The sequence below is a fragment of the Falseniella ignava genome (assembly GCF_002847645.1).
GTDB lineage: Bacteria > Bacillota > Bacilli > Lactobacillales > Aerococcaceae > Falseniella > Falseniella ignava.
Genome location: NZ_PKHE01000001.1, coordinates 106,662 through 130,878 on the forward strand (window position 1 = coordinate 106,662; position 24,217 = coordinate 130,878).

A 24,217-nucleotide genomic window follows, 5' to 3' on the forward strand; every position below is an offset into this window, starting at 1 on the left:
ATATAAAATTTTATTATGAAAGAGGGGTAATATTGTATGGCGAAGAGAGCTTTCTCTCTAGACAAAACTCGTAATATCGGTATCATGGCGCATATCGATGCGGGTAAGACGACGACTACAGAGCGTATCCTCTATTATACAGGCCGTATCCATAAGATTGGTGAAACCCATGACGGTGGAGCACAAATGGACTGGATGGAGCAAGAGCAAGAACGTGGTATTACCATTACATCAGCTGCAACGACTGCGCAATGGAAAGGTCATCGTGTAAATATTATCGATACCCCAGGGCACGTGGACTTTACAGTTGAAGTAGAACGTTCACTACGTGTTCTTGACGGTGCGGTAACAGTACTGGATGCTCAATCGGGCGTTGAGCCACAAACTGAAACAGTTTGGCGACAAGCAACAACTTACCACGTACCACGTGTGGTTTTCGTTAACAAGATGGACAAGTTAGGTGCTAACTTCTTAAACGCTAACGAGACAATTCGTGAGCGTCTACAAGCGAATTCTCATCCGGTTCAATTACCAATCGGAGCAGAAGACAACTTTACAGGAATTATTGACTTAGTTGAAATGAAAGCTTACAACTATGCGGACGATTTAGGAACGCAAGTTGATGAGATTGAAATTCCTGAAGATATGGTTGACTTAGCTGAAGAGTGGCGCGCTAACTTAATCGAAGCAATTGCAGATTATGATGAAGATATCATGGTAGCTTACCTTGAAGGTGAAGAAATTTCAGTTGACGCGATTAAAGCAGCAATTCGTAAAGCAACTCTATCTGTAGAGTTCTTCCCTGTTTTCGTAGGTTCTGCTTTCAAAAACAAAGGGGTCCAACTTCTATTGGATGGTGTTATTGACTACTTACCATCTCCACTTGAAGTACCGCCAATCGTTGGTACAAACCCAGACACAGGTGAAGAAATCGAACATCACGCGGATGATAGTGAAGCTTTTGCGGCATTAGCGTTCAAGGTGATGACAGACCCATTCGTTGGTCGCTTAACATTCTTCCGTGCTTATTCTGGAACGCTTGAATCCGGATCATATGTACTCAACGCAACGAAAGGTAAACGTGAACGTATCGGACGTATCCTGCAAATGCACGCGAACTCTCGTGAAGAAATCTCAGAAGTATTCTCTGGAGATATCGCTGCTGCAGTAGGTCTGAAAGATACAGGAACTGGAGACACTTTATGTGCTGAAGATACCCCTGTTATTTTAGAGTCAATGACGTTCCCTGAGCCTGTTATTAACGTTGCAATTGAACCTGACTCAAAAGCTGACCAAGATAAGATGTCAACAGCTTTAGCGAAATTAGCTGAAGAAGACCCAACATTCCGTGCATCAACAGATCATGAGACAGGTCAAACTATTATTGCTGGTATGGGTGAGTTACACTTAGACGTTATTGTTGACCGTTTGAAACGTGAATTCAAGGTTAACGCAACGGTAGGTGCACCACAAGTATCTTACCGTGAAACATTCCGTAAAGGTGTTGAAGCGGAAGGTAAATTCGTTCGTCAATCAGGTGGTAAAGGTCAATACGGTCACGTATGGATTGAGTTTACACCTAACGAAGAAGGTAAAGGATATGAGTTCGAAGACGCGATCGTGGGTGGGGTAGTTCCACGTGAATATATCCCGGCTGTCGATGCAGGTCTTAAAGACGCAATGGAAAATGGTGTCCTTGCTGGTTATCCATTAATTGACGTTAAAGCACGTCTATTTGACGGATCATATCACGACGTCGACTCTTCTGAGACTGCCTTCAAGGTTGCTGCTTCACTTGCTTTAAGAGAAGCTGCGAAGAAAGCAGACCCAGTTATTTTAGAACCGATGATGATGGTTGATATTACAGTTCCTGAAGATTACTTAGGAGATGTAATGGGACACGTAAGTGCTCGTCGTGGACGCATTGAAGGAACAACCGCTCGTGGAAACGCACAAATCGTTAAAGGATTTATTCCTTTATCTGAAATGTTCGGTTATGCAACAACATTACGTTCTGCAACACAAGGTCGCGGTACTTTTACAATGCAATTCGACCACTACGAACCAGTTCCAAAATCAATTCAAGAAGAAATTATTGCAGCTCACGGTAAGTAATCCGAGATAACTTTGCAATAAAAATACGTTGGAATGCTAGTAATTGATTGAATTTACTAGCGTTTCACGTTATAATCATTTCGATAGGTTAACATTAGTAATCTATAATACATTCAACATTAGGAGGATTAATCAATGTCAAAAGAAAAATTTGAACGTACGAAACCCCATGTTAACATTGGTACTTTAGGCCACGTTGACCACGGTAAAACAACTTTATCTGCTGCGATTGCAACAGTTTTAGCAAAACACGGTTTTGGTGAAGCAAAAGACTACGCAGCAATCGATAACGCTCCTGAAGAAAAAGAGCGTGGAATTACAATTAACACATCTCATATCGAGTATGAAACAGCGAACCGCCACTATGCGCATATTGACGCGCCAGGACACGCGGACTACGTTAAAAACATGATTACTGGTGCTGCTCAAATGGACGGTGCGATCTTAGTTGTATCTGCAGCTGATGGTCCAATGCCACAAACTCGTGAGCATATCTTACTTTCTCGTCAAGTAGGTGTTCCATACTTCGTAGTATTCTTAAACAAAGCTGATATGGTTGACGATGAAGAGTTAATCGAATTAGTTGAGATGGAAGTTCGTGACTTATTATCTGAGTACGACTACCCAGGTGATGATATTCCAATCGTTGTAGGTTCAGCGCTTAAAGCTTTAGAAGGCGACGAAGCTTACGAACAAAAAATCTTAGACTTAATGGAAGAAGTTGACGCTTATATTCCAGAACCAGAACGTGAAATCGACAAACCATTCATGATGCCAGTTGAGGACGTATTCTCAATCACTGGTCGTGGTACAGTTGCAACTGGTCGTGTTGAGCGTGGACAAGTTCGCGTTGGTGACGAAGTTGAAATCGTTGGTATCAAAGATACAAACAAAACAACTGTTACTGGTGTTGAAATGTTCCGTAAGATGTTAGACTACGCAGAAGCTGGAGATAACATCGGTGCATTATTACGTGGTGTAACTCGTGATGATATCGAGCGTGGACAAGTTCTTGCAGCTCCAGGAACAATCACGCCTCATACTAAGTTCAAAGCTGAAGTATACGTATTATCAAAAGAAGAAGGTGGACGTCATACGCCATTCTTCACAAACTACCGCCCACAATTCTACTTCCGTACAACGGACGTAACAGGTGTTGTTGACTTACCAGATGGTGTTGAAATGGTTATGCCTGGCGATAACGTAAGCATGACTGTTGAATTGATTCACCCAATCGCGATCGAAGAAGGAACACGCTTCTCTATCCGTGAAGGTGGGCGTACTGTTGGTGCGGGTACAGTTACAGAAATTTTATCTTAATCTAATTAAGAGATCTATAAGCGCCTCGGTTTCTTGGGGCGCTTTATAAAAAAGTTATATGTAAACGTTTTTATAAAAGGAGAAAAAATATGAAAACATATATGCAGAAATTAGGTAAATCGTTGATGCTACCTGTCGCGACACTACCACTAGCTGCACTCTTGCTAGGGATTGGTTATGCGATTGACCCTGCTGGTTGGGGTGGCGATAGTGCGATTGCTGCTTTCTTAGTTGGAGCTGGGGGCTCAATCTTAGATAACATTGGGTTAGTTTTTGCAATCGGGGTAGCAGTTGGGATGGCTGAAGATAACGATGGTTCTGCAGCTCTAGCAGGATTGATCGCGATGCTTTCTGTGAATACGTTGCTACAACCTGCATCCGTAGCAAACTTAACCCGAATTCCTTTGGAAGAGGTAAACGTTGCATTTAATGCGATTAACTTTAAAAACGTCTTTATGGGAATGCTCTCAGGGGCTGTAGCGGGTGAACTCTATAATCGATTCCATCGAATTCAAGTTCCAAAAGCTTTTGCTTTCTTTGGAGGGCGCCGCTTTGTTCCGATTATCACTGGACTAGTTATGCTCTTAGTATCGCTATTATTAATCTTTATTTGGCCAGTCGTTTATGGAATTTTATTATCATTCGGTACGTGGATTGCTGGGATGGGTGCATTTGGAGCTGGTTTATACGGCTTCTTCAACCGCTTATTAATTCCAACAGGATTACACCACGCTTTAAACAACGTATTCTGGTTTGACTTAGTAAATATTAACGATATCGGAAAATTCTGGGCGAATGAAGGAGTCAAAGGAATTACTGGAATGTATCAAGGTGGTTTCTTCCCGATCTTTATGTTTGGTTTGCCTGCAGCTTGTTTAGCAATGTATCAACAAGCAGATAGTAAAGCTAAGAAAGTCACTGCGTCGTTATTATTAGCGGGAGCTGTTACGGCATTTGTAACAGGGGTAACTGAGCCAATTGAATTTACCTTTATGTTTGTGGCACCACAATTATACTTTGTCCATGCATTATTAACAGGCGTATCATTATTTATCGCTGCAACGATGCAATGGACTGCAGGGTTTGCATTCTCAGCTGGAGCCATTGACTTTATTCTTTCACTTGGAGTTCCGATGGCAAATCATCCATGGATGCTAATTGTCCAAGGGCTTGTCTTTGCTGTAATTTATTATGTGATCTTCACTTTGATGATCAAAAAATTAGATCTTAATACACCAGGTCGAAATGTTGAAGCTACCGAAATGAATGAAACAGTTTTAAAAACAACAGATAGCTCAGCATATGATGAACGTGCCACTGCGATCTTTGAAGCATTAGGAGGAGCTGAAAATATTATTTCACTAACAAATTGTGCAACACGTCTGCGCTTACGAGTGAATGATATGGATAAAGTGGATATGGATCGCATTAAAGCAACAGGTGTTCCGGGAACGCACGTGCTCGATGATCAAAACTTACATGTTATTGTCGGTACGGATGTTGAATTCGTGGCAGATAGAATGCGTGATTACTTAAAGCACTAAATTTTTTGAAAATATAAATACAAACTTCAGCGATGAACATCATCCTCTGGCATTGATTCTACTTTCAAAGCCGGGGGATTTTTTGTTACTTCACAGATGTTTCTAAAAGTAATATTTCTGGTCATTTTTTAAAAGCATATTTATTGCAAACGCTTCAGCTGCTGGTATAATAAGCTTATGTATCGTGAAAGGAGGGAAAAGGTGAAAATTATCGAGCAATTATTTTTCATTTTATTATTTTCGTTGATAGGTGAAGTTGTAGCGGTTCTATTATCGCCGTACATCGCAGTGCCAGGTCCGGTAATGGGAATGTTGATTCTTTTTGCTGCGCTCCACTTTGGATGGATCAAAAAATCGAGCATAAAAATGGTCGGAACTTGGTTGACGGATAATATGGCGATATTTTTCGTGCCAGCTGGTGTAGGACTGATGACGCATTTTGATACACTGCAATCCATTTGGTGGCAACTATTATTGGTTGTTTTAATTACGGTCATCGTTCTATTAATTTGTATCGGTAAATTCGTCCAAAAATTTATACGACAACATGATCAATTAGAGGAGGTGAACGAATGAAAGAAGCCCTGTTATCTAATCCCTTTATTTGGTTAGTGTTAACCCTCGGCGTATTTCGTTTGCTGACAATGATTCAAGGGAAATTCAACCACGTTATTATAAAATCGTTATTTAATCCGTTATTATTGACGATTGCTGTAATTATTCTTATTTTGAAGTTGAATCAAATCCCTTATCAAGACTATGCTCAGGGAGGGCATTTTATATCGTTTATGATCGCGCCTGCTACGGTTTCTTTAGCCATAAAACTTGAAGAGAACTTTGAATATTTAAGACGTTACTTTAAAGTGATTGTGAGTTCAATTGTAATGGGAGTTATTATTCATACGACATTAATTGTGATACTCGCAATCTTATTCAAATTTGACTATGCGATGGTAGCGACGCTCTATCCTAAATCAATTACAACCGCGATTGCAATTGGTGTGAGTGAATCATTGGGAGGTATTGTATCGTTAACGGTGGCTGTAGTCGTCTTTACAGGCGTCATTGGCGCAATGCTTAGCGAAACTGTTTTTGGAATTTTTAAAATAACCGATCCTGTGGCACAAGGCGTAGCATTAGGCACGTCAGCCCATGCGATGGGAACGGCGAAAGCAATCCAATTGGGGGATGTACAAGGAGCGATGTCGAGCATTTCGATTATTATGACCGGGATTGTCGTCGTCTTACTTGCTCCGCTTGTTGAGCCGATTTTGCAATGGCTAATCAAATAAACAAAGAAATTGAAGGAGAAAAAATATGACAGAATTAAATTATAACGCACCGAAAGAAGTAAAAGAATTACGGATTATTAATACTATTGAACTGGAAGACTTTGCTCAAGAAATCGTTCCGCATGGTGGCTTTAACTATATGGCTGGTGGTTCAGGAGATGAATTTACATTAAGACGCAACGTTGAATGCTTTAATTTTAAAGGGATCCTCCCTCGAATGGCAGCGGATGTTGAATTTCCGAACACAAGTACAAAAATTTTCGAGCATGAGTTGAAAGTGCCATTTATTATGGCGCCAATTGCTGCTCACGGGTTGGCACATGAAAGTAAAGAAGCAGGAACAGCAAGAGGAATTCGCGAGTTTGGTGGTTCCCTCATGTCAATTTCTGCTTACTCTGGAGCGTCATTTGAGGAAATCTCAGAAGGATTAGGCGATACACCACGCTGGTTCCAAATCTATATGTCAAAAGACGATGAGCTAAATAAAAACATTCTTGATGAAGCAAAAGCGGACGGAGCCTCAGCGATTATTTTAACAGCGGATGCCACAGTATCGGGTAACCGACACCGCGACGATCGTAACGAGTTTGTCTATCCATTTGGAATGCCAATTGTATCTCGCTACTTAACGGGAACGGGCGCAAATATGTCACTTAACAATATTTACGGTCAATCAAAACAAAAAATTAATTTAGATGATATTCGTTTTATCAAAGAGCACTCAGAGTTACCTGTTTTTATTAAAGGGGTGCAAACACCTGAGGATGCGTTAGCTGCTATGGGCGCTGGAGCAGATGGAATTTGGGTATCAAATCATGGTGGTCGCCAATTAGATGGTGCGCCAGGTTCATTTGAAGTGTTGGAAGAAATTGCTGTTGCGGTGGCAGGTCGGGTACCCATCGTATTTGACTCAGGTATTCGTCGTGGAGAACATATCTTCAAGGCGCTCGCAAGTGGAGCAGATATCGTAGCAATTGGACGCCCGGTGCTATTCTCGCTTGCCTTAGGTGGATGGAAAGGCGTGAAGTCTGTTTTTGAATACTTTGAAACAGACCTTAAACGTGTAATGCAGCTAGCTGGAACCCAGACAATTGAAGATGTTAAAAATGCACGTCTAAAAGATTTAAAGTAAAATAAAACCAAAGATTAGCAACCTGTTTTTTAACAAGTTGCTTTTTTGATTCAAAGAAAGAAAAATGGTTAATAAAAACTTAAAAAAGATTGAAAAAGGTGTTGCAAAGAGGGTTTGTCTTAGGTATAATAATCTTTGTGCTTATTATTAGGGGATCGTTGCGCCCTAAATTACGCACCCTCTATTCTTCGGAATGGGGGAGCGATGAAATAAGAGGTTGCGACACGCCAGGTGGAGTTGCCACCGCTGGTGAAGTCGGTAATTCTTATGGAGCAAGTCAAACAATGATTAATGACGAGGAGGAACTATTGTGGCAAATCAAAAAATTCGTATTCGTCTAAAAGCTTACGAACACCGTGCTTTAGACGTATCAGCTAAGAAAATCGTAGAATCAGCGAAAAGAACGGGAGCAGAAACGGTTGGGCCAATCCCATTACCTACAGAGCGCTCGCTTTATACTGTTATTCGTTCACCACATAAATATAAAGATTCACGTGAGCAATTCGAAATGCGTACCCACAAACGTCTAATTGACATCGTTAATCCAACAGCTAAAACAGTTGATGCATTAATGAAATTAGATTTACCAAGTGGTGTTGACGTAGAAATCAAATTATAATAAAAAAGGAAAATGGAGGTGTACTCATGACCAAAGGAATCTTAGGGAAAAAAGTAGGGATGACGCAATATTTTACGGAAAACGGAGAATTAATTCCTGTAACAGTAATCGAAGCGCAACCAAACGTTGTTTTGCAAGTTAAAACAAGCGAAACTGACGGATACGAGGCGGTGCAATTAGGTTACGACGACAAACGTGAAGTATTAGCTAACAAACCCCATAAAGGTCATGTAGCAAAAGCAAATGCTACTCCTAAGCGCTTCATTCGCGAATTTCGTGATGTCGAGCTAGGAGAATACGAAGTTGGACAAGAAATCACAGTTGAAACGTTCGCAGTGGGAGACATCGTTGATGTAACGGGTACATCAAAAGGTAAAGGATTCCAAGGAGCAATCAAACGTCACGGACAAAGCCGCGGACCAATGTCTCACGGATCTCGTTACCACCGTCGCCCAGGTTCAATGGGGGCAGCTTCTACGCCATCACGCGTTATGAAAGGTAAAAAATTACCAGGACAAATGGGTGGCGAGCGTGTAACAATTCAAAACTTAGAAATTGTTGCAGTGAACGCAGAAGACAATGTAATCCTAATTAAAGGAAACGTACCTGGACCTAAGAAATCATTATTAGAAATCAAACAAGCGATTAAAGCGAACTAATTTCAGGAAGGAGGAACGAGAATATGCCAAAAGTTACATTATATAAACAAGATGGTACTGAAAATGGACAAATTGAATTAAATGATGCAATTTTCGGGATTGAGCCGAACGAAAGCGTAGTTTTCGATGCAGTCATCATGCAACGTGCTTCAATGCGTCAAGGAACGCATGCTGTTAAGAACCGCAGTCAAGTACGCGGTGGAGGCCGTAAACCTTGGAGACAAAAAGGAACGGGTCGCGCACGTCAAGGATCAATCCGTTCACCACAATGGGTTGGTGGGGGCGTAGTATTTGGACCTACACCTCGCTCATACGCATATAAATTACCGAAGAAAGTTAGAAGACTTGCAATTCGTTCTGCATTATCAATGAAAGCTGCAGAAGATCAAATTAAAGTAATTGAAGGTTTAGCTTTCGAAGCACCAAAAACAAAAGCGTTCAAAGATATCCTGACAAACTTGAACTTAGGAAAAACTTTAGTCGTGCTTGAAGGGGATAACGATAACGCATATCTATCAGCTCGTAACTTACCAAACGTTAAAGTAATTGACGAACATAATGTCAATGTTCTCGATGTGGTTAATTACGATACAATCTTAATTACTAAACAAGCATTAGAAACTGTAGAGGAGGCATTAGCATAATGGAATTTTCAGAAGTTATTCTACGTCCTGTAATTACAGAACAATCTATGTATGATATCGATGAAGGTAAATATACTTTTGAAGTAGATCGTCGTGCTAACAAAAACTTAATCAAACAAGCTGTTGAAGCGATGTTTGATGGAGTGAAGGTTGCCAAAGTAAATACAGTCAACGTAAAGCCTAAGAAAAAACGCATGGGGCGTTACCAAGGTTTTACTCGTCGTTACAAAAAAGCAATTATCACCTTAGCTGAAGGTTCAGCGAATATTGAATTGTTCGCTTCAGAAACTGACGCTGACAGTGAAGAATAGAAAACTATTATAGGAGGGAATTCACGTGCCAATTAAGACATACAAACCGATCACAAATGGTCGTCGTAATATGACTGGCTATGATTTCTCAGAAATCACAACAAATAAACCTGAAAAATCATTATTAGAGTCAAAGAAACAAAGAGCGGGACGTAATGCCCAAGGTAAAATTACTGTTCGTCACAGAGGTGGAGGACATAAACGTGCTTACCGTGTGATTGATTTCAAACGCAATAAAGATGGCGTTATCGGAACCATCGCTACGATTGAATACGATCCAAACCGAACAGCTAATATCGCTTTAGTGCATTATGAAGATGGGGTTAAGACATATATCTTAGCGCCACGAGGAATTAAAGTTGGAGATAAAATTGAGTCTGGTGAAAATGCAGACATTAAATTAGGTAATGCATTACCACTTGAACATATTCCAGTCGGTACTGTGGTACATAATATTGAAATGAAACCAGGTAAAGGTGGACAACTTGTTCGTTCAGCTGGCGCCAGCGCTCAAGTATTAGGACACGAAGGTAAATACACATTAGTTCGTCTTGCATCTGGTGAAGTTCGTATGATTCTTTCTACATGTCGTGCGACAATCGGTACTGTTGGTAATGAACAACACGAACTCATCAACATTGGTAAAGCAGGACGTAGTCGCTGGTTATCTAAACGTTCACACGTACGTGGTTCTGCAATGAACCCGAACGATCACCCACACGGTGGTGGGGAAGGACGCGCACCAATTGGCCGCCCAAGTCCAATGTCACCTTGGGGCAAGAAAACAATGGGTGTTAAAACACGTAATGCTAAGAAGAAATCTAGCAAGTTAATCATCCGAGGACGTAAAAAATAATTACTAACTAGTTAAGAAAAATTTTCGAAGGGAGGCTACACTGTGAGTCGTAGTTTGAAAAAAGGGCCATTTATTGATGACCATTTGATGAAAAAAGTTGAAGAACAAGCCAACGCACAGAAAAAACAAGTAATTAAAACTTGGTCTCGTCGTTCTACTATTTTCCCGAACTTCATCGGGTTAACAATTGCAGTATACGACGGACGTAAACACGTTCCAGTCTACATTCAAGAAGACATGGTTGGCCATAAATTAGGAGAGTTTGTACCTACTCGTACATACAAAGGTCACACAAAAGACGATAGAACGACTAAGAAACGTTAACAGGAGGGAATAAGATGTCAGAACAAATTACATCCGCAAAAGCGACAGCTAAAACAGTTCGAATTGCCCCTCGTAAAGTTCGCCTAGTAGTCGATCTAATAAGAGGTAAGCATATTTCTGAAGCAATTTCGATCTTAAAATTCACACCGCGCGGAGCATCTCCAGTGGTAGAAAAAGTTTTAATGTCAGCAATTGCTAACGCAGAACATAACTTCGATTTAGACGTAGAATCATTGTACGTTACAGAAGCTTATGTCAATGAAGGACCAACAATGAAGCGTTACCGTCCACGTGCTCGTGGTTCAGCTTCACCAATCAACAAGAGAACCAGCCACATCACAATTGTGGTATCTGAGAAAGAGGAGGCATAATATGGGTCAAAAAGTACATCCAATAGGACTACGCGTTGGCGTTATTCGCGACTGGGATGCGAAATGGTACGCAGATAAAAATTATGCTGACTACCTACACGAAGACCTAAAAATTCGTGAGTACATCTATAAGCGATTAGCTGATGCATCCGTATCTACGATTCAAATCGAACGTGCAGCGAACCGTGTTATCGTATCAATTCATACTGCAAAGCCAGGAATGGTAATTGGTAAAGGTGGATCTGAAGTAGATGCTTTACGTAATGAATTAAACAAATTGACAAACAAAAAAGTTCATATTAATATTGTTGAAATTAAAGATGCAAACTTAGATGCAAAATTAGTTGCATTAGATATTGCACATCAATTAGAAAATCGTGTTGCATTCCGTCGTGCACAAAAACAAGCAATCCAACGTGTAATGCGTGCCGGAGCACAAGGAATTAAAACACAAGTTTCAGGTCGATTAAACGGTGCTGATATGGCTCGTACTGAACATTATAGTGAAGGTACAGTTCCATTACATACGCTTCGTTCGGATATCGACTATGCTTGGGAAGAAGCAGATACTACTTATGGTAAGTTAGGAGTTAAAGTCTGGATTTGCCGTGGTGAAATTCTTCCACAATCAAACGATGTTCAGGAAGGAGATAACTAATCATGTTAGTACCTAGACGAGTGAAGTACCGTCGCGAGTTCCGTGGTAAAATGCGCGGAGAAGCAAAAGGCGGTAAAAACGTAGATTTTGGGACATACGGATTAAGAGCAACTGAATCTAGCTGGATCACTAACCGCCAGATTGAAGCTGCACGTATTGCGATGACCCGTTACATGAAACGTGGCGGTAAAGTATGGATTAAGATTTTCCCACATAAATCTTATACCTCTAAACCAATCGGAGTACGTATGGGTTCTGGTAAAGGTGCACCTGAAGGATGGGTAGCTCCAGTCAAACGTGGTAAAATCATGTTTGAAATCGATGGTGTCTCCGAAGAAGTTGCAAGAGAAGCATTACGATTAGCTGCGAACAAACTCCCAGTTAAGACGAAGTTTGTCGTACGTGAAGGATATGGTGGTGAATCGAATGAAAATTAATGAAATTAGAGAATTATCTACTGAAGAGATGGTTGCTAAAGAGAAAGAATTAAAGAAAGAATTATTCAATCTTCGATTCCAATTGGCAACGGGTCAATTAGAAAACACTGCCCAATTAAGTAAAGTTCGCAAGACAATTGCTCGTATTAAGACTGTTCTTCGAGAGCAAGAACTGTCATCTAGTAAATAATTAAAGGAGGCAGAATAGAATGGCTGAAGAACAAACACAACAACGCAAACAACGTAAAGTGTACCGTGGACGTGTTATTTCTGCAAAAAACGACAAGACAATTACAGTTGTTGTAGAAACTCGTAAAGTTCATCCGATCTACGGTAAACGTGTGAAGTATTCTAAGAAATATACCGCACATGATGAAGAAAACCGCGCTAAAGAAGGCGATATCGTGCGTATTATGGAAACACGTCCATTATCTAAAACGAAACGCTTCCGTTTAGTAGATATCATTGAAGAAGCCGTTATTATTTAATGATAATGGGTTAATCGGAAGGAGGACATCAAATGATTCAAACAGAAAGTCGATTAAAAGTTGCTGATAATTCAGGAGCAAGAGAAGTTCTAACAATCAAAGTACTAGGTGGATCTGGACGTAAAGTTGCTAACATTGGAGATGTCATCGTTGCATCAGTTAAACAAGCAACACCAGGTGGAGTTGTTAAGAAAGGCGATATCGTAAAAGCGGTAATTGTACGTTCGAAATCTGGTACACGCCGTAAAGACGGTTCATACATCAAATTTGACGAGAATGCGTGTGTAATTATTCGTGATGATAAATCACCTCGTGGAACACGTATTTTTGGTCCAGTCGCTCGTGAACTTCGTGACAATAACTTTATGCGTATTGTTTCCTTAGCTCCAGAAGTTCTGTAATTTTATAGAGAGAAGGAGGAGACATAAATGCGTATTAAATCAGGAGATAAAGTTAGAGTTATCACAGGAAAAGATAAAGGTAAAGAAGGTACAGTGTTAAGAACTTTACCTAAAGAAGACCGTGTGGTAGTTGAGGGTGTAAATATTCATAAACGTCACCAAAAACCAACACAAATGTCTACAGGTGGTATCGAAGAGTTCGAAGCTCCAATCCACGTATCTAACGTTATGCTTATTGATCCATCTACTGGAGAGCCTACTCGTGTAGGTTATCGCTTTGAAGATGGTAAAAAAGTAAGATATTCTAAAAAGTCAAACGAAGTAATTAACTAATCTCGAGGAAGGAGGATATTCTAAGAATGGCAAATCGTTTAAAAGAAAAATACACTAATGAAGTCATTAATAAATTAGTTGAACAATTCAATTATACATCTGTAATGGAAGTTCCTAAAATTGAAAAAATCGTCATCAATATGGGTGTCGGCGACGCTGTTTCTAACGCAAAAAACTTAGAAAAAGCTGTCGATGAATTGACATTACTTTCAGGTCAAAAACCTGTTATTACTAAAGCGAAGAAATCAATCGCTGGATTCCGTTTGCGTGATGGAATGCCAATCGGTTGTAAAGTAACTTTACGTGGTGAAAGAATGTATGATTTCTTAGATAAATTAATTTCAGTATCTTTACCTCGTGTACGTGACTTCCAAGGGATTAGCAACAAAGCTTTTGATGGTCGTGGAAACTACACACTTGGTGTTAAAGAACAATTAATTTTCCCAGAAATTTCTTATGACAATGTTGACAGAGTTCGCGGAATGGACATTGTGATTGTAACCACTGCAAATTCTGACGAAGAATCTCATGCCTTACTAAAAGAATTAGGCATGCCATTTAGAAAATAATAAGGAGGCGAAATATATTGGCTAAAAAATCAATGATTGAAAAGAATCAACGTAAACCAAAGTTTAGAGTTCAAGAGTACACTCGTTGTGAACGTTGTGGACGTCCACACTCTGTATATCGTAAGTTCAAATTATGCCGTATTTGCTTCCGTGAACTAGCTTACAAAGGACAAATACCAGGCGTTAAAAAAGCTAGCTGGTAATCTACAACTCTTAATAAAGGAGGTTATATCACATGACAATGACAGATCCGATAGCAGATTTCCTAACACGAATTCGTAATGCTAACGCACAACATCATGCTTCTGTCTCAGCGCCATCTTCTAAGATGAAAGTTGCGATTGCAGAGATTCTTAAAGAAGAAGGGTTCATTAAAGACTTCGAAGTAAAAGAAGATAATAAACAAAATGAAATTACCATCCAACTTAAGTATGGTCAAAACAACGAAAAAGTAATTACTGGATTAAAACGTATTTCAAAACCAGGTTTACGTGTGTTCGCAAAATCTGAAGATGTTCCAAAAGTATTGAATGGTTTAGGTATTGCGATTATTTCAACGTCTGCTGGAGTAATTACTGATAAAGCTGCTCGCAATCAAGGAGTGGGCGGAGAAGTAATTGCCTATATTTGGTAATTTACTGATAACACATTATAATTAAGGAGGTACGGTACTGTGAGTCGTATAGGAAATAGACCTATTGAAATTCCATCAGGAGTAACCGTAGATATTAAGGATCAAACTGTAACAGTTAAAGGTCCTAAAGGTGAATTAACTCGTGAACTTTCACCGGTTATCGAGCTTAAAATTGAAGATAATATCATTACTTTTGCACGTCCAAACGATGAAAAAGAAAACCGTTCTATCCATGGTACCACTCGTTCATTAGTTCATAACATGATCGAAGGTGTCTCTGCTGGCTTCAAGAAAGAACTTGAATTAGTAGGGGTTGGATATCGTGCGCAAAAACAAGGTAATAAATTAGTATTAAACGTTGGTTTATCACATCCAGTTGAATTCGAACCAGCTGATGGTATTAATGTTGAAGTACCTTCAAACACACAAGTTGTTGTTGAAGGATATGACAAAGAAAAAGTTGGCGAATTAGCAGCGAATATTCGCGCCGTTCGTCCACCAGAGCCTTACAAAGGCAAAGGTATTCGCTATGTTGGTGAATATGTACGTCGCAAAGAAGGTAAGACTGGTAAATAATAAATAAATTAAAGAGGTGACAAAATGATTAACAAACCAGAACGTAATAAATTACGTAAGAAAAGACATCAACGTATCCGTAATAAAATTTCTGGTACTGCAGAGTGCCCACGCTTAAGTGTATTTAGATCTAATACAAACACCTACGCTCAATTAATTGATGACGTAGCGGGTGTGACGCTAGTCAGTGCCTCTAGTCAAGATGAAAAAGGAACAAAAACTGAACAAGCACAAGCAGTCGGTAAGGCAATTGCCGTAAAAGCTACTGAAAAAGGCATTAAAGAAGTTGTCTTTGACCGTGGTGGATATGCATATCACGGACGAGTTAAAGCATTAGCTGAAGCTGCTCGTGAGAATGGATTAGAATTTTAGAAGAAAGGGGAATACCGATTCATGAAATATGTTAATCCTAACACTTTAGGTGAAATCGAAGAACGTGTCGTTGCGATCAACCGTGTTACTAAAGTTGTTAAAGGTGGACGTCGTCTACGTTTCTCAGCGTTAGTTGTTGTCGGAGATCGTGATGGTCATGTAGGATTTGGTACAGGTAAAGCGCAAGAAGTTCCTGAAGCCATCCGCAAAGCGATTGAAAATGCAAAAAGAAGAATGATTTCAATTCCTCGTACTGGAACAACGATCCCTCATGAAGTGATCGGCGAATTCTGTGGCGGGCGAGTATTACTTAAACCAGCTACGGCCGGTTCCGGAGTTGCAGCTGGTGGACCAGTTCGTGCGGTAGTAGAGTTAGCTGGTATCGCAGATGTAACAAGTAAATCTCTAGGCTCTAATACGCCGATTAACATGATCTCAGCGACTGTTAACGGATTAATGCAGTTAAAAGAAGCTGAAGAAGTTGCCAAATTACGTGGGAAATCAGTAGAAGAAATTCTAAGATAGGAGGACATGTAATGGCAAATTTACAAATTACATTAAAGAAAAGTTTGATTGGTCGTAAAGAAAACCAAATTAAAACAGCTCATGCATTAGGCTTGAGAAAACCAAATAAGACGGTTGTTAAACCTGATAACGAAGCAATTCGCGGTATGGTAAATACAATCAGTCACTTAGTAGAAGTAGAAGAAGCATAACATTATTCTAATAATAAGGAGGTGCCTAGATGAAACTTCATACATTGAAACCTGCAGAAGGTTCGCGTTTCGAACGCAACCGTGTAGGACGTGGATCAGGGTCAGGAAATGGTAAAACTGCTGGACGCGGTCAAAAAGGACAAAAATCCAGATCAGGTGGAAGAGTACGTTTAGGATTTGAAGGTGGACAACAACCATTGTTCCGTCGTTTACCAAAACGTGGATTCCAAAATATCAACCGTAAAGACTATGCCATTGTAAATATTGAAGATTTAAATCGCTTCGAAGATGGAACAACGGTTAATTTTGAACTCTTAAAAGAGGCTGGCCTTGTAAACAAGGAATTATCTGGTGTGAAAATCTTAGGACAAGGTAAATTAGAGAAGAAATTAACAGTCCAAGCTGCTAAATTCTCTAAAGCTGCTGAAGAAGCTATTACATCAGCAGGCGGATCTGTTGAGGTGATGTAATGTTCTCCTTTCTAAAAAATGCACTCGCAGATAAAGATATTCGTAAACGACTTGGTTTTACATTATTTATCTTTGCTATTTTTCGTCTTGGAACACATATTCCTGTTCCAGGTGTTAATGCACAGGCATTATCTAAGTTAGGAAATACAGGTATTTTAGGAATGTTAAATACCTTTGCAGGAGGAGCTCTACAGCGATACTCATTATTCGCCATGGGAGTATCTCCTTACATTACCGCTTCAATCATTATGCAACTATTACAGATGGATCTAGTGCCTAAGTTTACTGAATGGGCTGAACAAGGTGAAGTTGGACGCCGTAAACTCAATCAAGCAACGACTTATCTGGGTATTATACTCGGTTTTGTACAATCGCTTGGATTATCATTTGGCTTCAACCGCCTATCGGGCTTAGGATTAATTAAAAATCCGTCGATGAGCACCTATATAACAATCGCACTAATTTTAACCACAGGAACGATGTTCTTAGTTTGGTTAGGAGAACAAATCACGCGTAAAGGTGTGGGAAATGGCCTCTCAATGATTATTTTCGCTGGGATTGTCGCACAAGTACCACAAGACGTTTATCGTTTCTTTAGCGCAATGATTCATGGCGCAACGGGTGAAAAATTACGTAATGGAGTATTAATTCTATTAGGAGTGATTGTTTTACTTGTATTAGCGATTGTTGTTGTCGTTGTGATGGAAAGTGGTCAACGGAGAATCCCAATCCATCATTCTAAGAAGGCATCGGGTGCAAAACATACTGCTCATTTACCTTTAAAAATTAATGCAGCTGGTGTGATTCCCGTGATTTTTGCTTCATCATTTATTACAACGCCACAAACAATTTTCTCATTAATGAATACGCAAGATGCTGGTCCAGTTCAACAATTCTTTATGAATTTATTTAATTTACAACACTGGATGGGTGCAGTATTTTATACCGTATTATTAATTGCATTTACTTATTTCTATGCTTTGGTCCAAGTAAATCCAGAGAAGGTTGCTGAAAACCTACAAAAACAAGGCGGATATATTCCAAGAGTACGTCCAGGTAAAGATACAGAATCGTATATTACTTATTTATTAAATCGACTCAGCTTTGTTGGTGCTTTATATCTTGTTGTCATTGCTGTTGCACCTATTATTGTCGGTTTGATTTGGAAGATTCCAACAAATATGGCTTTAGGTGGAACGAGTTTACTTATTGTCGTAGGTGTTGCAATGGAGACAGCAAAACAAATTGAAGGACGTATGATCAAACGTCGTTACCGAGGATTCCTATATAATTAAGAGTAAGGACTGATAATTAAATGAACATACTATTGATGGGTTTACCTGGAGCAGGTAAAGGGACGCAAAGTGAACAAATCTCACGCGATTATCCAATGATTCATATTGCAACTGGAGACATTTTCCGAGAAGCAATCAAAAATGAAACAGAGCTTGGATTAAAAGCGAAAGAATACACGGATGCAGGCAATCTCGTTCCTGATGAAGTGACAAATAGTCTCGTATCTGAGCGCTTATCGCAACCTGATGTTAAAGAAAATGGATTCATGTTAGATGGCTATCCAAGAACAAGCGATCAGGCTAAAGCTTTAGAAGAAAATTTAAAAGCGTTAAATGAAACTCTAGATGCAGTCATTTATATTGATGTTAATGCTCAAACACTTGAAGATCGTCTAAGTGGGCGTATTATTTGCCGTAACTGTGGCGCTACATACCACAAGTTATATAATCCACCTTCCACTGCGGGAGTATGTGATACATGTGGATCAAATGATTTCTACCAACGTGAAGACGATAAACCAGAAAAAGTGAGACACCGTATTCAATTACAAATGGACTCAATTCGTCCGATTCTTGAATACTATGAAGCTAAAGGATTACTCCATCGAGTAAACGGTGATAATCAGATTGAAAACGTATATCGGGAAGTTCGCGACATTCTAGGAGAAAGTCCGCACGCTTAATTACTTACGTTATTCACTGGTATAAATAAGGAGGGAATTAAGAGTGGCTAAAGAAGATGTCATTGAAATTGAAGGAACAATTTTAGAAACGTTACCTAATGCCATGTTCAGAGTTGAATTAGAGAACGGTCATGAAATTTTGGCTCATGTTTCAGGTAAAATTCGTATGAACTATATCCGTATTTTACCAGGGGATAAAGTTACAGTAGAAATGTCTCCTTATGATTTAACTAAAGGTCGCATCACGTACCGCTTCAAATAGAAGTTCGAACTAAGGAGGAAATATTATGAAAGTTAGAGCATCAGTAAAACCAATTTGCGAAAAATGTAAAGTAATCAAACGCAATGGTAAAGTGATGGTAATTTGTGAAAATCCGAAACACAAACAACGTCAAGGATAATAATACAAAGGAGGAAACAACACTATGGCTCGTATAGTCGGTGTAGATATCCCTCGTGATAAGCGAGTAGTGATTTCATTAACATATATCTACGGTATCGGTAAAACGACTGCTTTGCATATTTGTGAAGAGGCAGGCGTGAATCCAGATACTCGTGTCAAAGACTTAACTAACGACGAATTAGATAAAATTCGTGCAGTAGTAGATGGCATTAAAGTGGAAGGTGACTTACGTCGTGAAGTCAGCTTAAACATTAAACGCCTTCAAGAAATTGGTTCATACCGTGGTATGCGTCACCGTCGTAACTTACCAGTTCGCGGTCAAAACACAAAAAACAACGCTCGTACGCGTAAAGGACCTAAAAAAGCCATTACTGGCAAAAAATAATTAATCTGATAAGGAGGGAATGTATTTCATGGCTAAAAGACAACAAACTCGTAGACGTCGTCGTGATAGAAAAAACATTGAACGCGGTATAGCTCATATTCGTTCAACTTTTAATAACACGATTGTGATGATTACAGACGAGCAAGGTAATGCGGTATCATGGTCTTCTGCAGGATCTTTAGGATTCCGTGGTTCTAAGAAATCAACTCCATTCGCCGCACAAATGGCTTCTGAAGTTGCAGCTAAAGGTGCAATGGAACATGGTATGAAGAGCATTGAAGTTGCAGTTAAAGGACCAGGTTCAGGACGCGAATCTGCAATTCGTTCTTTACAAGCTGCTGGTTTAGATGTAACAGCAATTCGTGACGTGACTCCAATTCCTCATAACGGATGTCGCCCACCGAAGCGCCGCCGTGTATAATTGTAATAAGCCTCAAATAAATTGTTGCTTGAAATTATTATTGGACTAGCGTATTGAAAGGGGACCTTATTGCTAATGATCGAAATTGAAAAACCAGAGATTACAATAGTAGAAGTCAGCGAAGATGAGAAATATGGCAAGATTGTGATTGAGCCGCTAGAGCGTGGCTATGGCACAACCCTTGGAAATTCATTACGTCGTATCTTATTATCCTCATTACCCGGAGCAGCAATTACAAATATTCAAGTAGACGGTGTTCTGCATGAATTTGCCACCGTTGATGGGGTAGTAGAAGATATTCCAGCTATTATCTTAAACTTGAAGCAATTAGCCCTTAAATTATATACAGAAGAAAGCAAAGTCATTGAATTAAATGTAACAGGTCCCAAAACGGTTACCGCAGTTGACATTATTCATGACAATGAAGTTCAAATTTTAAATCCAGATTTATATATTTGTACACTTGCTGAAGGCGCAACGCTAAGTATGCGTATGAATGTATCTAAAGGGCGTGGCTATGTTCGCAGTGAATATAATAAAACTGAAGATATGCCAATCGGCGTATTGCCAGTGGATTCAATTTATACTCCTGTGGAGAAAGTTAACTATCAAGTTGAGAATACACGCATTGGTCAAAAGAATGTTTATGACCGCTTAACCTTGGATATTTGGACTGATGGATCAATCAGCCCAGAACAATCTTTAAGTTTGGCCGCAAAAATTTTGACCGAACATTTAAATATCTTTGTTAACTTAACTGAAGAAGCTAAAGAAGCAGAAATTATGGTAGAGAAGGAAGAAACTGAAAAAGAAAAAGTTCTTGTAATGACTGTTGAAGAACTTGATCTATCAGTCCGTTCTTATAACTGCTTAAAACGTGCAGGAATTAATACCATTCAAGAATTAACTGATAAGACCGAAGCAGAGATGATGAAAGTTCGTAACTTAGGTCGTAAGTCCTTAGCTGAAGTAAAGAACAAACTAGATCAGTTAGGGTTAAGCCTAAAAGAAGAAGATTAAAGTCCACTTCGTCAATCAGTCAGTGATAAGGAGGAAAATGAATGTCATACCGTAAATTAGGACGTACCAGTTCACAACGTAAAGCAATGTTACGTGATTTAACCACAGACGTATTAATTAACGAACGTATTGAAACAACAGAAGCTCGCGCAAAAGAAGTGAGAAAATTTGTTGATAAAATGATTACGCTTGGTAAAAAGGGAGATTTAGCATCTCGTCGTAAAGCAGCGTCATTCTTACGTCGTGAATTAGCAGATGTGCGTGTTGAAGAAGATGAACTAATTATTCAATCTGTATTAGATCGTCTATTCGATGATTATGCTACACGCTATGCAGAACGTAATGGTGGTTATACACGTATTCTTAAAAAAGGACCTCGTCGTGGTGATGCCGCACAAATGGTTATTTTAGAATTAGTGTAATCGATAAGATAGATTTTTGAAACACTTAATGATGGAGAGTGTTACGATTAGTACTTAAGTAACTAGTCTAGCTCTAAAGCACAGCCTATTCGTGCTGGGGTTGGGGGTTCACCCCAACCCACGCTTCATCGTATAAGTGGTTTTTTTATCGTTAAATTATGATTTAACTCATAATTTGAATGACAATTTAACGATAAAAAATACGGCGTTCGTATTATTAGCTATAGGAGGGAAATACTTGACACTTCCAATCATTGAATTAAAAGATGTTTCGTTTAAATATAATCAAGCTGAGCGTAACGCTTTAAACCAAATTAATTTATCCATCAATGCTGGAGAATGGATCGCTGTGATCGGCCCAAATGGCTCGGGTAAATCAACCTTAGCAAAATTGATGAATGGACTTCAAATACCTAATCAAGGCCAAGTGCTGATTAATCAGGAAGAATTAAATCATGATACAGTTTGGGATGTTCGTCGGTTAATCGGTATGGTTTTTCAAAATCCGGATAACCAATTTGTGGGGGCTACGGTTGAAGATGATGTCGCCTTTGGATTAGAAAATATGGGCATCGAGCGAGAAGAAATGATTCAACGCGTTCATGAATCGCTTGAACAAGTTCGAATGTTACCGCATCTTAAGAAAGAACCCGCACGATTATCGGGAGGTCAAAAGCAACGTGTAGCGATTGCTTCAGTGCTAGCTTTAAAACCTGGAGTAATCATTTTAGATGAGGCAACGTCGATGCTGGATCCACTCGGACGTCAAGAATTGATTGAGGCAATTGCAGAGCTTAAGCAACAATATAATTTAACCGTCATTTCAATCACACATGATATTAACGAAGCGGCGAAGGCAGATCGAATTTTTGTATTAAAATCGGGTCACTTAATGTATGAGGGAACACCTGAAGAAATTTTCCATTATGGCGAACAGTTAATTGATTTTGGATTAGATGTTCCATTTGCAGTTCAACTGATGAAAGAACTAGAAAATCGGGGTGTTACCGTTCCTGAGGATTATTTAAGTGAGGAGGAGCTCCTAAGATGGATCAGCACATCGTATTTGACCAAGTAAGCCATATTTACAATGAGAAGACTCCCTTTGAAGTTCGAGCGCTAGATCAAGTCAGTGTTTCAATACCACGTGGTAAAGTCACTGCGATTATTGGGCATACGGGTTCTGGGAAATCAACGCTCATTCAGCATTTAAATGCGCTACTACGACCGACCCATGGACGAATGACCATTGATGGTGAAGTCTTTACAAAAGATTCAAAACACACGAATTTAAAGCAATTACGTAAAAAAGTAAGTATTGTTTTCCAATTTCCTGAATCACAACTTTTTGAAGAAACAGTCTTAAAAGATGTAATGTTTGGCCCGATTAATTTCGGCGCATCGCCAGAAGAGGCACGTCAGGATGCAATAGAAATTTTGCGTCTAGTAGGTATTCCAGATGAACTCTTTGAACGCTCACCGTTTGAGCTTAGTGGTGGTCAAATGCGTCGCGTAGCCATTGCAGGTGTTTTAGCTTGCCGACCTGAAGTTTTGGTTTTAGATGAGCCAACCGCAGGTTTAGACCCCGCTGGTCAAAAACAGATGATGGACTTATTCATGCAACTCCAAAAGGATTACCAACTAACGTTAGTTCTCGTCACCCATAAAATGGAAGATGTCGCTCGTTACGCCGATCATGCGATTGTGATGGAACGAGGGCGCGTTGTCAAAGAGGGGAGTCCAGCAACATTATTTGAGAGTCAGCAATGGCTTGAAAGTAAACAACTAGCACTCCCACATGCTGCTGAATTTTATCACCAGTTATTAGAGTTGTCCGATCGTCCTGCGCCAACAGTGTATCTCCCTTTAACAATTGAAGCCTTAGCAGACCAAATTATTAAGATGAAAGCGATGGGAACAAAGGAGGGGGATGATACCAATGAATACTAAGCTATTAATAGGAAGGTATATTCAAGGAGAATCCTTTGTTCATCGATTGGATCCTCGGACGAAATTATTGGCTAGTTTTTACTTTATATTAATTGTCTTTTTAGCGAATTCATGGTGGGGTTATTTAGCTCTAGTGATCTATGCTTTCTTAGTAATCTATTTCACCGGAATTTCAATGCGTTATTTCCTAAAAGGGATCCGTCCGATGTTATGGATAATTTTGTTTACAGTTGTTTTTCAACTGTTTTTTACCACCGGAGGCACCGTTTATTTTCAGTGGAAAATCATTCGTATCACTTCGGTAGGTGTGACGAATGCGGCTTATATTTTTATGCGCTTAGTCTTGATTATAACAATGTCTACTGTTTTAACACTCACGACGTCACCGATTGAACTAACTAATGGCATCGAACAACTGCTCAGACCTTTATCAAGATTTGGTTTTCCGTCGCATGAAATTGCGTTGATGTTGTCGATTGCCCTACGCTATGTCCCTACTTTAATGGATGAGGCTGAAAAGATTATGAATGCCCAACGTGCAAGAGGGGTTGAGTTTGATGAAGGAAGTTTGATTCAACGTATCAAGTCATTAATTCCAATTTTAGTGCCATTATTTATTAGTGCTTTCAATCGAGCGGATGAGATGGCGATTGCGATGGAAGCAAGAGGGTATCGAGGCGGCGAAGGGCGTACCCAATACCGCCAATTACAGTATACTCGCCGGGATTCCATAGCTTTCCTATCACTCGTATTGCTTACAATCATACTGTTATTGATTCGATACTTTACTTAATTTC

At 39.6% G+C, this 24,217-nt stretch carries 38 protein-coding genes; all 38 read left to right on the plus strand.

From position 1 onward, the window contains the following. The first annotated feature begins 36 nt into the window (after positions 1-36). Positions 37-2,115, plus strand: coding sequence for an elongation factor G (fusA, locus tag CYJ57_RS00530; protein ID WP_006700845.1), 2,079 nt, complete (start codon positions 37-39; stop codon positions 2,113-2,115). Between the two features lie 135 nt (positions 2,116-2,250). Further along, positions 2,251-3,435, plus strand: coding sequence for an elongation factor Tu (gene tuf / locus CYJ57_RS00535; RefSeq protein WP_006700846.1), 1,185 nt, complete (start codon positions 2,251-2,253; stop codon positions 3,433-3,435). 89 nt (positions 3,436-3,524) lie between these two features. Continuing rightward, positions 3,525-4,979: an N-acetylglucosamine-specific PTS transporter subunit IIBC gene (nagE, locus tag CYJ57_RS00540; RefSeq protein ID WP_006700847.1), complete on the plus strand. Its 1,455-nt coding sequence runs from the start codon at positions 3,525-3,527 to the stop codon at positions 4,977-4,979. A 201-nt stretch (positions 4,980-5,180) separates the two neighbouring features. After that, positions 5,181-5,555 carry a CidA/LrgA family protein gene (locus CYJ57_RS00545; protein ID WP_101953659.1) on the plus strand — a complete coding sequence of 125 codons (375 nt, stop codon included), beginning with the start codon at positions 5,181-5,183 and terminating at the stop codon, positions 5,553-5,555. Continuing rightward, positions 5,552-6,271 carry an LrgB family protein gene (locus CYJ57_RS00550; RefSeq protein WP_006700849.1) on the plus strand — a complete coding sequence of 240 codons (720 nt, stop codon included), beginning with the start codon at positions 5,552-5,554 and terminating at the stop codon, positions 6,269-6,271. Before CYJ57_RS00545 ends, CYJ57_RS00550 begins: the two co-directional genes overlap by 4 nt. A gap of 25 nt (positions 6,272-6,296) precedes the next feature. Beyond that, entirely contained in the window at positions 6,297-7,403 is a 1,107-nt protein-coding gene (locus CYJ57_RS00555; RefSeq protein ID WP_101953660.1) for an alpha-hydroxy-acid oxidizing protein, read from the plus strand. A gap of 310 nt (positions 7,404-7,713) precedes the next feature. After that, a complete protein-coding gene (rpsJ, locus tag CYJ57_RS00560) occupies positions 7,714-8,022 on the plus strand; it encodes a 30S ribosomal protein S10 (protein ID WP_006700851.1) in 309 nt (102 codons plus the stop codon). 26 nt (positions 8,023-8,048) lie between these two features. After that, complete coding sequence (gene rplC / locus CYJ57_RS00565; RefSeq protein ID WP_006700852.1) at positions 8,049-8,681, plus strand: 50S ribosomal protein L3; 633 nt, start codon at positions 8,049-8,051, stop codon at positions 8,679-8,681. A gap of 23 nt (positions 8,682-8,704) precedes the next feature. Then, positions 8,705-9,325: a 50S ribosomal protein L4 gene (gene rplD / locus CYJ57_RS00570; RefSeq protein ID WP_101953661.1), complete on the plus strand. Its 621-nt coding sequence runs from the start codon at positions 8,705-8,707 to the stop codon at positions 9,323-9,325. Then, positions 9,325-9,636 carry a 50S ribosomal protein L23 gene (locus CYJ57_RS00575; protein ID WP_101953662.1) on the plus strand — a complete coding sequence of 104 codons (312 nt, stop codon included), beginning with the start codon at positions 9,325-9,327 and terminating at the stop codon, positions 9,634-9,636. The genes rplD and CYJ57_RS00575 overlap by 1 nt, the downstream gene beginning before the upstream one ends. 25 nt (positions 9,637-9,661) lie before the next feature. Continuing rightward, positions 9,662-10,492 carry a 50S ribosomal protein L2 gene (rplB, locus tag CYJ57_RS00580; RefSeq protein ID WP_006700855.1) on the plus strand — a complete coding sequence of 277 codons (831 nt, stop codon included), beginning with the start codon at positions 9,662-9,664 and terminating at the stop codon, positions 10,490-10,492. Positions 10,493-10,534: 42 nt separating this feature from the next. Continuing rightward, the gene (rpsS, locus tag CYJ57_RS00585) at positions 10,535-10,816 is read left to right on the plus strand and encodes a 30S ribosomal protein S19 (protein WP_006700856.1); all 282 of its coding nucleotides are present in this window, start codon (positions 10,535-10,537) and stop codon (positions 10,814-10,816) included. A 14-nt stretch (positions 10,817-10,830) separates the two neighbouring features. Continuing rightward, on the plus strand, positions 10,831-11,187 hold the full coding sequence (gene rplV / locus CYJ57_RS00590) for a 50S ribosomal protein L22 (RefSeq protein WP_006700857.1): 357 nt from the start codon (positions 10,831-10,833) through the stop codon (positions 11,185-11,187). Position 11,188: 1 nt separating this feature from the next. Then, complete coding sequence (gene rpsC / locus CYJ57_RS00595) at positions 11,189-11,845, plus strand: 30S ribosomal protein S3 (RefSeq protein WP_006700858.1); 657 nt, start codon at positions 11,189-11,191, stop codon at positions 11,843-11,845. A 2-nt stretch (positions 11,846-11,847) separates the two neighbouring features. After that, positions 11,848-12,282: a 50S ribosomal protein L16 gene (gene rplP / locus CYJ57_RS00600; RefSeq protein WP_006700859.1), complete on the plus strand. Its 435-nt coding sequence runs from the start codon at positions 11,848-11,850 to the stop codon at positions 12,280-12,282. Further along, on the plus strand, positions 12,272-12,472 hold the full coding sequence (gene rpmC / locus CYJ57_RS00605; protein ID WP_006700860.1) for a 50S ribosomal protein L29: 201 nt from the start codon (positions 12,272-12,274) through the stop codon (positions 12,470-12,472). Before rplP ends, rpmC begins: the two co-directional genes overlap by 11 nt. A gap of 19 nt (positions 12,473-12,491) precedes the next feature. Then, positions 12,492-12,770, plus strand: coding sequence for a 30S ribosomal protein S17 (rpsQ, locus tag CYJ57_RS00610; RefSeq protein WP_006700861.1), 279 nt, complete (start codon positions 12,492-12,494; stop codon positions 12,768-12,770). Positions 12,771-12,802: 32 nt separating this feature from the next. Then, on the plus strand, positions 12,803-13,171 hold the full coding sequence (gene rplN / locus CYJ57_RS00615; RefSeq protein ID WP_006700862.1) for a 50S ribosomal protein L14: 369 nt from the start codon (positions 12,803-12,805) through the stop codon (positions 13,169-13,171). 27 nt (positions 13,172-13,198) lie between these two features. Further along, a complete protein-coding gene (gene rplX / locus CYJ57_RS00620; protein ID WP_006700863.1) occupies positions 13,199-13,504 on the plus strand; it encodes a 50S ribosomal protein L24 in 306 nt (101 codons plus the stop codon). Positions 13,505-13,530: 26 nt separating this feature from the next. Next, a complete protein-coding gene (gene rplE, locus CYJ57_RS00625; RefSeq protein WP_006700864.1) occupies positions 13,531-14,073 on the plus strand; it encodes a 50S ribosomal protein L5 in 543 nt (180 codons plus the stop codon). 17 nt (positions 14,074-14,090) lie between these two features. Continuing rightward, complete coding sequence (locus CYJ57_RS00630; RefSeq protein ID WP_006700865.1) at positions 14,091-14,276, plus strand: type Z 30S ribosomal protein S14; 186 nt, start codon at positions 14,091-14,093, stop codon at positions 14,274-14,276. 32 nt (positions 14,277-14,308) lie between these two features. Next, positions 14,309-14,707: a 30S ribosomal protein S8 gene (gene rpsH, locus CYJ57_RS00635; RefSeq protein WP_006700866.1), complete on the plus strand. Its 399-nt coding sequence runs from the start codon at positions 14,309-14,311 to the stop codon at positions 14,705-14,707. Between the two features lie 39 nt (positions 14,708-14,746). Beyond that, complete coding sequence (gene rplF / locus CYJ57_RS00640) at positions 14,747-15,283, plus strand: 50S ribosomal protein L6 (protein WP_006700867.1); 537 nt, start codon at positions 14,747-14,749, stop codon at positions 15,281-15,283. Positions 15,284-15,307: 24 nt separating this feature from the next. Further along, complete coding sequence (gene rplR / locus CYJ57_RS00645) at positions 15,308-15,655, plus strand: 50S ribosomal protein L18 (RefSeq protein ID WP_006700868.1); 348 nt, start codon at positions 15,308-15,310, stop codon at positions 15,653-15,655. A 21-nt stretch (positions 15,656-15,676) separates the two neighbouring features. Continuing rightward, positions 15,677-16,180 (plus strand): 30S ribosomal protein S5, encoded by a 504-nt coding sequence (gene rpsE, locus CYJ57_RS00650; protein WP_101953663.1) that lies wholly within the window; start codon positions 15,677-15,679, stop codon positions 16,178-16,180. Positions 16,181-16,191: 11 nt separating this feature from the next. Beyond that, positions 16,192-16,371 (plus strand): 50S ribosomal protein L30, encoded by a 180-nt coding sequence (gene rpmD, locus CYJ57_RS00655; RefSeq protein WP_101953664.1) that lies wholly within the window; start codon positions 16,192-16,194, stop codon positions 16,369-16,371. Positions 16,372-16,400: 29 nt separating this feature from the next. Next, the gene (gene rplO / locus CYJ57_RS00660) at positions 16,401-16,841 is read left to right on the plus strand and encodes a 50S ribosomal protein L15 (protein WP_006700871.1); all 441 of its coding nucleotides are present in this window, start codon (positions 16,401-16,403) and stop codon (positions 16,839-16,841) included. Next, positions 16,841-18,136: a preprotein translocase subunit SecY gene (gene secY, locus CYJ57_RS00665; RefSeq protein ID WP_101953665.1), complete on the plus strand. Its 1,296-nt coding sequence runs from the start codon at positions 16,841-16,843 to the stop codon at positions 18,134-18,136. Before rplO ends, secY begins: the two co-directional genes overlap by 1 nt. A gap of 20 nt (positions 18,137-18,156) precedes the next feature. Further along, complete coding sequence (locus CYJ57_RS00670) at positions 18,157-18,819, plus strand: adenylate kinase (RefSeq protein ID WP_006700873.1); 663 nt, start codon at positions 18,157-18,159, stop codon at positions 18,817-18,819. Positions 18,820-18,862: 43 nt separating this feature from the next. Further along, the gene (gene infA / locus CYJ57_RS00675) at positions 18,863-19,081 is read left to right on the plus strand and encodes a translation initiation factor IF-1 (RefSeq protein ID WP_006700874.1); all 219 of its coding nucleotides are present in this window, start codon (positions 18,863-18,865) and stop codon (positions 19,079-19,081) included. 25 nt (positions 19,082-19,106) lie between these two features. Beyond that, a complete protein-coding gene (gene rpmJ / locus CYJ57_RS00680) occupies positions 19,107-19,220 on the plus strand; it encodes a 50S ribosomal protein L36 (protein ID WP_022155406.1) in 114 nt (37 codons plus the stop codon). A gap of 24 nt (positions 19,221-19,244) precedes the next feature. After that, positions 19,245-19,607, plus strand: a complete 363-nt coding sequence (rpsM, locus tag CYJ57_RS00685; RefSeq protein WP_006700875.1) for a 30S ribosomal protein S13 — start codon at positions 19,245-19,247, stop codon at positions 19,605-19,607. 28 nt (positions 19,608-19,635) lie between these two features. Next, the gene (gene rpsK, locus CYJ57_RS00690; protein ID WP_006700876.1) at positions 19,636-20,028 is read left to right on the plus strand and encodes a 30S ribosomal protein S11; all 393 of its coding nucleotides are present in this window, start codon (positions 19,636-19,638) and stop codon (positions 20,026-20,028) included. Between the two features lie 75 nt (positions 20,029-20,103). Next, entirely contained in the window at positions 20,104-21,048 is a 945-nt protein-coding gene (locus tag CYJ57_RS00695; protein ID WP_101953666.1) for a DNA-directed RNA polymerase subunit alpha, read from the plus strand. A 41-nt stretch (positions 21,049-21,089) separates the two neighbouring features. Continuing rightward, positions 21,090-21,470 carry a 50S ribosomal protein L17 gene (rplQ, locus tag CYJ57_RS00700; protein ID WP_006700878.1) on the plus strand — a complete coding sequence of 127 codons (381 nt, stop codon included), beginning with the start codon at positions 21,090-21,092 and terminating at the stop codon, positions 21,468-21,470. A 238-nt stretch (positions 21,471-21,708) separates the two neighbouring features. Beyond that, positions 21,709-22,548: an energy-coupling factor ABC transporter ATP-binding protein gene (locus CYJ57_RS00705; RefSeq protein ID WP_101953667.1), complete on the plus strand. Its 840-nt coding sequence runs from the start codon at positions 21,709-21,711 to the stop codon at positions 22,546-22,548. Beyond that, positions 22,518-23,420: an energy-coupling factor transporter ATPase gene (locus CYJ57_RS00710; protein ID WP_006700880.1), complete on the plus strand. Its 903-nt coding sequence runs from the start codon at positions 22,518-22,520 to the stop codon at positions 23,418-23,420. The genes CYJ57_RS00705 and CYJ57_RS00710 overlap by 31 nt, the downstream gene beginning before the upstream one ends. Then, the gene (locus CYJ57_RS00715) at positions 23,410-24,213 is read left to right on the plus strand and encodes an energy-coupling factor transporter transmembrane component T family protein (RefSeq protein WP_006700881.1); all 804 of its coding nucleotides are present in this window, start codon (positions 23,410-23,412) and stop codon (positions 24,211-24,213) included. The genes CYJ57_RS00710 and CYJ57_RS00715 overlap by 11 nt, the downstream gene beginning before the upstream one ends. Positions 24,214-24,217 lie beyond the last annotated feature (4 nt).

Excerpts from the sequence above, each read along its gene's own strand:
- rpmD (WP_101953664.1), top strand. The coding sequence starts at position 16,192 with ATGGCAAATTTACAAATTACATTAAAGAAAAGTTTGATTGGTCGTAAA.
- rplE (WP_006700864.1), top strand. The coding sequence starts at position 13,531 with ATGGCAAATCGTTTAAAAGAAAAATACACTAATGAAGTCATTAATAAA.
- rplO (WP_006700871.1), top strand. The coding sequence starts at position 16,401 with ATGAAACTTCATACATTGAAACCTGCAGAAGGTTCGCGTTTCGAACGC.
- rpmJ (WP_022155406.1), top strand. The coding sequence starts at position 19,107 with ATGAAAGTTAGAGCATCAGTAAAACCAATTTGCGAAAAATGTAAAGTA.
- rpsQ (WP_006700861.1), top strand. The coding sequence starts at position 12,492 with ATGGCTGAAGAACAAACACAACAACGCAAACAACGTAAAGTGTACCGT.
- CYJ57_RS00550 (WP_006700849.1), top strand. The coding sequence starts at position 5,552 with ATGAAAGAAGCCCTGTTATCTAATCCCTTTATTTGGTTAGTGTTAACC.
- rpsH (WP_006700866.1), top strand. The coding sequence starts at position 14,309 with ATGACAATGACAGATCCGATAGCAGATTTCCTAACACGAATTCGTAAT.
- CYJ57_RS00670 (WP_006700873.1), top strand. The coding sequence starts at position 18,157 with ATGAACATACTATTGATGGGTTTACCTGGAGCAGGTAAAGGGACGCAA.
- tuf (WP_006700846.1), top strand. The coding sequence starts at position 2,251 with ATGTCAAAAGAAAAATTTGAACGTACGAAACCCCATGTTAACATTGGT.
- rplD (WP_101953661.1), top strand. The coding sequence starts at position 8,705 with ATGCCAAAAGTTACATTATATAAACAAGATGGTACTGAAAATGGACAA.
- CYJ57_RS00555 (WP_101953660.1), top strand. The coding sequence starts at position 6,297 with ATGACAGAATTAAATTATAACGCACCGAAAGAAGTAAAAGAATTACGG.
- secY (WP_101953665.1), top strand. The coding sequence starts at position 16,841 with ATGTTCTCCTTTCTAAAAAATGCACTCGCAGATAAAGATATTCGTAAA.
- rplV (WP_006700857.1), top strand. The coding sequence starts at position 10,831 with ATGTCAGAACAAATTACATCCGCAAAAGCGACAGCTAAAACAGTTCGA.
- rpsE (WP_101953663.1), top strand. The coding sequence starts at position 15,677 with ATGAAATATGTTAATCCTAACACTTTAGGTGAAATCGAAGAACGTGTC.
- nagE (WP_006700847.1), top strand. The coding sequence starts at position 3,525 with ATGAAAACATATATGCAGAAATTAGGTAAATCGTTGATGCTACCTGTC.
- rplN (WP_006700862.1), top strand. The coding sequence starts at position 12,803 with ATGATTCAAACAGAAAGTCGATTAAAAGTTGCTGATAATTCAGGAGCA.
- rpmC (WP_006700860.1), top strand. The coding sequence starts at position 12,272 with ATGAAAATTAATGAAATTAGAGAATTATCTACTGAAGAGATGGTTGCT.
- CYJ57_RS00695 (WP_101953666.1), top strand. The coding sequence starts at position 20,104 with ATGATCGAAATTGAAAAACCAGAGATTACAATAGTAGAAGTCAGCGAA.
- rplQ (WP_006700878.1), top strand. The coding sequence starts at position 21,090 with ATGTCATACCGTAAATTAGGACGTACCAGTTCACAACGTAAAGCAATG.
- rplC (WP_006700852.1), top strand. The coding sequence starts at position 8,049 with ATGACCAAAGGAATCTTAGGGAAAAAAGTAGGGATGACGCAATATTTT.
- rplR (WP_006700868.1), top strand. The coding sequence starts at position 15,308 with ATGATTAACAAACCAGAACGTAATAAATTACGTAAGAAAAGACATCAA.
- rpsC (WP_006700858.1), top strand. The coding sequence starts at position 11,189 with ATGGGTCAAAAAGTACATCCAATAGGACTACGCGTTGGCGTTATTCGC.
- CYJ57_RS00710 (WP_006700880.1), top strand. The coding sequence starts at position 22,518 with ATGGATCAGCACATCGTATTTGACCAAGTAAGCCATATTTACAATGAG.
- CYJ57_RS00575 (WP_101953662.1), top strand. The coding sequence starts at position 9,325 with ATGGAATTTTCAGAAGTTATTCTACGTCCTGTAATTACAGAACAATCT.
- rpsK (WP_006700876.1), top strand. The coding sequence starts at position 19,636 with ATGGCTAAAAGACAACAAACTCGTAGACGTCGTCGTGATAGAAAAAAC.
- rplX (WP_006700863.1), top strand. The coding sequence starts at position 13,199 with ATGCGTATTAAATCAGGAGATAAAGTTAGAGTTATCACAGGAAAAGAT.
- rplP (WP_006700859.1), top strand. The coding sequence starts at position 11,848 with ATGTTAGTACCTAGACGAGTGAAGTACCGTCGCGAGTTCCGTGGTAAA.
- CYJ57_RS00715 (WP_006700881.1), top strand. The coding sequence starts at position 23,410 with ATGAATACTAAGCTATTAATAGGAAGGTATATTCAAGGAGAATCCTTT.
- rpsM (WP_006700875.1), top strand. The coding sequence starts at position 19,245 with ATGGCTCGTATAGTCGGTGTAGATATCCCTCGTGATAAGCGAGTAGTG.
- fusA (WP_006700845.1), top strand. The coding sequence starts at position 37 with ATGGCGAAGAGAGCTTTCTCTCTAGACAAAACTCGTAATATCGGTATC.